This is a genomic window from Paracoccus sediminilitoris, from assembly GCF_003259195.1.
In the GTDB taxonomy this organism is placed as follows: domain Bacteria; phylum Pseudomonadota; class Alphaproteobacteria; order Rhodobacterales; family Rhodobacteraceae; genus Paracoccus; species Paracoccus sediminilitoris.
This window is the reverse complement of the sequence record NZ_QJPK01000056.1, coordinates 1-5,482: the sequence shown is the minus strand read 5'-3', so window position 1 is coordinate 5,482 and position 5,482 is coordinate 1. Positions and strand designations below refer to the sequence as shown.

The 5,482-nt window shown below is 63.0% G+C and carries 7 protein-coding genes and 1 pseudogene; 3 read left to right on the top strand and 5 right to left on the bottom strand.

Translation table 11 applies throughout. The features are described 5' to 3' along the window. Nucleotides 1-415: 415 nt before the first annotated feature. The 5 genes from DKT70_RS18700 to DKT70_RS17345 all read right to left on the bottom strand — a co-directional run bounded on the left by DKT70_RS18700 (nucleotide 416) and on the right by DKT70_RS17345 (nucleotide 3,777). The gene (locus DKT70_RS18700; protein ID WP_267895668.1) at nucleotides 416-610 is read right to left on the bottom strand and encodes a M48 metallopeptidase family protein; all 195 of its coding nucleotides are present in this window, start codon (nucleotides 608-610) and stop codon (nucleotides 416-418) included. Next, nucleotides 583-1,131 carry a M48 family metallopeptidase gene (locus DKT70_RS17355; protein ID WP_267895667.1) on the bottom strand — a complete coding sequence of 183 codons (549 nt, stop codon included), beginning with the start codon at nucleotides 1,129-1,131 and terminating at the stop codon, nucleotides 583-585. Before DKT70_RS17355 ends, DKT70_RS18700 begins: the two co-directional genes overlap by 28 nt. Continuing rightward, the gene (locus DKT70_RS18250) at nucleotides 1,128-1,694 is read right to left on the bottom strand and encodes a hypothetical protein (RefSeq protein ID WP_199559646.1); all 567 of its coding nucleotides are present in this window, start codon (nucleotides 1,692-1,694) and stop codon (nucleotides 1,128-1,130) included. Before DKT70_RS18250 ends, DKT70_RS17355 begins: the two co-directional genes overlap by 4 nt. Before the next feature lie 122 nt (nucleotides 1,695-1,816). Beyond that, entirely contained in the window at nucleotides 1,817-3,283 is a 1,467-nt protein-coding gene (locus DKT70_RS18245; RefSeq protein WP_233490658.1) for a type I restriction endonuclease, read from the bottom strand. 47 nt (nucleotides 3,284-3,330) lie between these two features. After that, nucleotides 3,331-3,777: a hypothetical protein gene (locus tag DKT70_RS17345; protein ID WP_111560308.1), complete on the bottom strand. Its 447-nt coding sequence runs from the start codon at nucleotides 3,775-3,777 to the stop codon at nucleotides 3,331-3,333. Here DKT70_RS17345 and DKT70_RS17340 point away from each other — a divergent pair. The 3 genes and pseudogenes from DKT70_RS17340 to DKT70_RS17330 all read left to right on the top strand — a co-directional run. Further along, the gene (locus DKT70_RS17340; protein WP_233490657.1) at nucleotides 3,769-4,698 is read left to right on the top strand and encodes a phage major capsid protein; all 930 of its coding nucleotides are present in this window, start codon (nucleotides 3,769-3,771) and stop codon (nucleotides 4,696-4,698) included. The genes DKT70_RS17345 and DKT70_RS17340 overlap by 9 nt on opposite strands. Nucleotides 4,699-4,771: 73 nt before the next feature. Beyond that, nucleotides 4,772-5,107: a DUF2190 family protein gene (locus tag DKT70_RS17335; RefSeq protein WP_111560307.1), complete on the top strand. Its 336-nt coding sequence runs from the start codon at nucleotides 4,772-4,774 to the stop codon at nucleotides 5,105-5,107. Next, nucleotides 5,107-5,415: pseudogene (locus tag DKT70_RS17330) on the top strand (head-tail joining protein); the annotation flags it as partial. The gene DKT70_RS17335 and the pseudogene DKT70_RS17330, both read left to right, overlap by 1 nt. Between the last annotated feature and the right edge of the window lie 67 nt (nucleotides 5,416-5,482).

Sequence of the window (5,482 nt, the reverse complement as noted above, 5' to 3'; positions counted from 1 at the left end):
CCCATAGGGCATCCTTCCATTCCTTCGAAAGGATCACACCATCAAACCGTGGGATCAAACACCTAGCAATCCGTAAGACACGTTAGCCTTCCGTAGCTCCTTCAGGGGTCACGGGAGACGGTCTGGTTGGAAGCGCACCTCCTCCGCCACTTGCCCTCGCGAAAGCGTTCTCCCGATCCGGCTCCGGCAGGATTTTTCCGTTGTTTTCGAGGGTTATGCAGGTGGAGCTGAGCAATGGCCCCTGCGCCAGGAGGCCGGGGAGCGGTCTCTCAGGGCCAGTATTCTCCAAACCTCATGACTGCGCCAGTTTGGTGAATTTCTTATAAGCCCTTGTAAGATAGAAAGGAAATCCGGCGTCCGAAATTGCTTGGATTGGAGTCGCGTTTGCGTCTGCCGCGACCGGGTTCGGAAGTTCTCAGGCCATGGCCCTTTCCAACCTCTGCTTCCGACGCTCCCAATCGGGCTTCACCTTGTCGAGCAGCTCGAAGAAGGCAGCACCGTGATGAGGCTCCGCCACATGGCAGAGCTCGTGGGTGATCACGTAGTCGATGGCGTCGACCGGCGCCTGCACGAGGCGGCGGTTCAGGAGCAGGCGTCCGGCCGGCGACATGGACCCCCATCGCTGCCGGGTCTGGCGTACGATGAGACCTTTCGGCCTGAATGCCTCCGGATCCGGGAAGTGGCCGAGACAGAGCTCGATCCGCTCCGGAAACTTGATGTGTGCCGGTCCCGGTACCATGCCTCGACCAGCTCGCGCGTCACCTCCGGCCTGGTCGGCCGGTGTGTCTGCACAACGATGAAGCCGCGGATCAGCTTCACGCATTCCTGGACATGCGGGACGACCTTCAGCCGATACTGGCGCCTGAGGTAGAGATGGGTCTCACAGGCGACAAATCTGCGCTCCGGTGTTCTTGGAAGGAACTGCGCGAAGTATCGCTGCTGCCGCGTCACCCATGCCGCGCGCTTCCGCAGCTTGGCTTCTATGGCGTCGAGCGTCGCGTCCTCCAGGGCCGCGATCACCACCGAAGCATCCGGCTCGACGGCGATCTCTAGCGTTTTCCTCGGACGGCGGACGATCTCGTACCGGATCTCCTGCTCGCCGTACTGCAGGCAGTGCAGTTCCCGCATCATGCCGCGAACCGGGCCCGAGCAAGATCCATGATCTTGAGTTCGAGATCGTCGAGCACTTGCACGGGCAGGTCGACGCCCCTCTCGTCACGCAGAACGTCGAAGAAGTAGTCATCGATGGCATTGCGCAGTTTGTTCTGGGCCACTTCGTTCGACCAGATGTCGACGATCAGATGGGACTTGATGATGTCGATGATCTCCAAGGCGATGGATGCTGCTTCGTCGCCGGCCACCAGCTCATCGTCCTTGATCTTGAGCTGACCTTCTAGGACGCCGAATAACGCCTGTGCATCCTCATCGCCTCGGATGCTTTCGGGAACATCCCGGCTCCGATCCTTGCGTGCCACCTTGCTCGCGAGGTCCACGACGTTGTTCAGGTACTCGCGCTCGGAGAACTGTTTGTAGAACGTCGGGTCCTCATCCATCTCCTCGGTGATTGCCCGCCGGGTGGCGCTGGCGATGCGGTCCGCCCTCGAGGCTTCTGAGACGCCCGCCTCCTCGACGACCGCCTTCAGTGCATCAGGATCGTTGATGTTCACCACCTCGATGATGGTCTCGGCAGGCATCGCCACGACATGGTCATCGAGCAGCTTCTGGATCTTCGGCTCGAACTCGCGGACATCGACCGTCTCCTGGTAGCGGAGCTGGACCGACCGTTTGAGCTCGGAGAACTGCTTCCAGTCCCGCTTCAGGGAGTCGACCTTGGCCTCGTCGAAGACATCGAACAGCTTGTCCGACGAGAGCGATATATGCAGGCACCGGCTGAAAGCCTTGAGGCGCGCGTAGAACTCATGGCGAAGCCGAGGTAGCAGGCCTTTGGAAGGAGGCGGCGCATCTTGGCGGCGAATTGGCTGTGGCCGCCGTAGCGCCCCGTCTGAGTCCTGTGGCTCTCGTCCACCAGCACAAAAATATTCGGATCTTCGTCCGCCAGCTTGCTGTTCTTCAACGCCGTGTCGAACTTGTTGATGATCGTGGTGACCAGCGGAGCCTTGTCTTGGACGAGCTCCAGAAGGTGAGCCCCGCTCGTCGCGCGGATCGGCTCGAGATTACAGGACTTGAAGGTATCTTTGATCTGCTTGTCGAGATCATCGCGGTCCGTGACAATGATGATCCGCGGGTTCTCGATTCTGCGCTCTAAGGCGAGCGATCGCCCCAGCATCACCATCGTCAACGACTTGCCCGAGCCCTGCGTGTGCCAGATCACGCCGCCCTTGCGGGCGCCGCTGACATCGTACTGCTTGACCGTTTCCACCGCGCGCCGGATACCGAAAAACTGCTGATGGCGCGCAACCTTACGGACGCCGCCATCGAACACGGTGAAGCGGCGGATGAGATCGAGCAGCCGCTGGGGGCGGCAAAGCGCGAACACCGTCCGGTCCTGAGCCGTGACCGCGCGCTCGCCCTCGGCGGCCATCGCGTCGAAATAGGCGCGCGCGCCCGCGAAGTCGCCGGAGAAGATGGCACCTTTCTCCGGCGCGGTGAGCACGCGATTGGCGAAGGGCGCGATGGCCTCGTCGGTGTCTTCCTCGTCGCGCCACTCGGCCCAAAATTTCGGTTTCGTTGCGACCGTCGCATACCGCGCCGCATTCCGGTTCATGCCGATCAGCAGCTGGGCGAAGTGGAAAAGCTGCGGGATGTTGTCCTCGTTCTGGTAGCCGATCAGCTGACTGTCGGCCTTCTTCAGACTCTGGGTCGGCCGCTTGTTTTCGATCACCAGGATCGGGATGCCGTTCACGAACGCGACGATATCGCAGCGCTTGGTTTGGCTCGACGCGGTCCTCTCGACCGAGAACTCGGCAGTGACGTGGAAGACGTTGTTCTCCGGCCGCTCCCAATCGATGTATCGGAACGAGTAGCTCTTCGAGTCGCCGTCGATGGACTTCGTGATCGTCGTGCCAAGGGCGAGCGTGTCGTAGATGTCCTGGTTCGTTCCCCGCAGTCCCTTCAGACGGTCGGGCGTGGGTTTCAGCCGCCGCATCGCCTCGTGTGCATCTTCGAGGTCGAAGGCGTACTCTCTGCCGCGATGCGTAAATTGGTTGATGTGCATCAGCTGCTCGGCAAGAACATCGTCCAGCACGACGTTACGGAGGCGCCCGCCGCGGAGGCGGAGGGCCTCCTCCTGCGAGAGCGGCGTGAACCCGAGTGCGACTAGCAGCTGAAGTGCCGGGACCTGGGATTAGTGTTTCTCAGCGGCGATGAATGTCATTTTCCGGTCACCACGAATTGCTTGAAGTCCGCGACGACCTTTTCCGCCTGCTTCTGGGTGACACCACGCTTGCAGAACTGGGTGACGCGCTGATTATTGCCTGAGACCACATTGCGCTTGCTGCAGGTCACGTCGAACTTCCCGCCTGCTACCGGCGAGATCGAGTGCGAGAACTCGTGGGTCCTGCATATGCCGACTTCGCTGCCGGCGGTGTCGACCGTCCAGTGCCCAGGGTAGTTCAGCTTTTCAAGCGCTCGCCGCATTTCGAGAGCGCTGGTGTACCGCTGGACCGGATCAGGATGGACAGCCTTCAGGATGACGCGACGAACTGCTGCTGGGATGTGGCACCCGAAGTCCTTCGCCTGAAGCAGCTTCCCCGATGCTATGTCCTGTTCGTACTGCGGCGGGCCGATGCTGGCGCGAACTGCCCGCAGATGGTCCATGTGAATAAGCAACCGTGCGAGGGTCATGCCGACCTGGAAGATGTCCGAACTGACGCCGATGTTGCCCGTCGTAAAGACTTCTGGTGCACGGTGAAGAACGTAGGCGTTCGGGGCCGCTATCCCCGCACGTTCATGCTGTTCTGCCGCCAGGTGCTCGCGACCGACTTCAACGCGATGCACCGGGTCCAGCTCGGCGAAGCCCCGCAACTGCTGGAGGTGGGCGAGAGCGGCGAGTTCAAGCGCGGCACGCTCGGTGAGAGCAAGGAGAGCTACAAGGTCAAGACCTATGGCCGGGTGGTCGCGATCACCCGCCAGACCCTGATCAACGACGATCTCGACGCCTTCACCCGGATCCCGGCGATGTACGGCAACTCTATCGCCCAGCTGGAGTCGGACGTTGTCTGGGGGATCATCACCGCCAACCCGGCGATGGCCGACGGCAACGCGCTCTTCCACACCACCCACAAGAACCTCGCGGGCACCAGCACGGCGCTGGCGGTCGATGCAGTGGGAGCGGCCCGCGCCGCCATGGCCAAGCAGACCGGCCTCGACAAGAAGACGGTGCTGAACGTCCGCCCAGCCTTCCTGATCGTGCCCGCCTCGCTGGAACTGAAGGCCGAGCAGCTGGTCGCGCAGAACCTCGTGCCCGCCGCGACGTCCAGCGTCGTGCCGCAGTCGATCCGCTCGCTGGCGCCGATCAGCGAGCCCCGGCTCGACGCCGCCAGTGAGACGGCCTGGTATCTGGCGGCCAGCCCGAACCAGATCGACACGATCGAGTACGCCTATCTCGAGGGTCAGCAGGGCGCCTATATCGAGACGCGCAACGGCTTCGACGTCGACGGCGTTGAGATCAAGTGCCGCCTCGACTTCGGCGCCAAAGCCATCGACTGGCGCGGCCTCTACAAAAATCCGGGCGCGTAACGCACCCATCCTAAACGCTGAATACGGGCGGTCCTCACGGACCGCCTTTCGTCTTTCCACGAGGATCACGGCCATGAGAAACTTCGTCCAGCCCGGCAACACCATCACCCTGACCGCGCCCTATGCCGTCGCCTCCGGCGATTGCCTGCTCGTCGGCTCCATCTTCGGCATCGCGGCTAGCGCCGCCGCCATCGGCGAGCCCGTCGAGACGGCGCTCGTGGGCGTGTTCGACATCACCAAGGTCGGCTCGCAGGCCTGGACCGTCGGCGCCAAGGTCTATTGGGACGATACCAACAAGCGCTGCACCACGGTCGCGACCGACAACACGCTTGTAGGCACGGCCGTCGAGGCCGTGGCCAGCGGCGCGGGCGACACCATCGGTCGGGTGCGCCTGAACGCGAGCTTCTGATGAGCGCCTTCGCCGCCGCCGTCGGTGCGCTCTTCGCCGATCCCAACATCGGCCGGGACGCGGTCTACATCGCCGACGGCGGCGCGCCCGTGCTGGTGCGTGCCGTCGCCCGGCGCGCGGATGTCGTCTCCGACTTCGGGGATGCCCGGCTCTGGTCCGAGACCACCCGTATCGACCTGCTGGTCGCCGAGGTGGCGAATCCGCGCCCCGGCGACCGCATCGAGATCGATGGCGACGCCTTCCTCATTCAGGGCGAGCCTGCCCGCGACCGTGAGCGGCTGGTCTGGACCGTCGATCTGAGGCCCGCGTGCCGATGCCCTTGGCCCTCATGCCCAACCAGCGCTGGTCATTGGACCCTCGCCATGGTCACTCGGA

Excerpts from the sequence above, each read along its gene's own strand:
- DKT70_RS18700 (WP_267895668.1), bottom strand. The coding sequence starts at position 610 with ATGTCGCCGGCCGGACGCCTGCTCCTGAACCGCCGCCTCGTGCAGGCG.
- DKT70_RS17355 (WP_267895667.1), bottom strand. The coding sequence starts at position 1,131 with ATGATGCGGGAACTGCACTGCCTGCAGTACGGCGAGCAGGAGATCCGG.
- DKT70_RS18250 (WP_199559646.1), bottom strand. The coding sequence starts at position 1,694 with ATGCCTGCCGAGACCATCATCGAGGTGGTGAACATCAACGATCCTGAT.
- DKT70_RS17340 (WP_233490657.1), top strand. The coding sequence starts at position 3,769 with ATGGTCCATGTGAATAAGCAACCGTGCGAGGGTCATGCCGACCTGGAA.
- DKT70_RS17345 (WP_111560308.1), bottom strand. The coding sequence starts at position 3,777 with ATGGACCATCTGCGGGCAGTTCGCGCCAGCATCGGCCCGCCGCAGTAC.
- DKT70_RS17335 (WP_111560307.1), top strand. The coding sequence starts at position 4,772 with ATGAGAAACTTCGTCCAGCCCGGCAACACCATCACCCTGACCGCGCCC.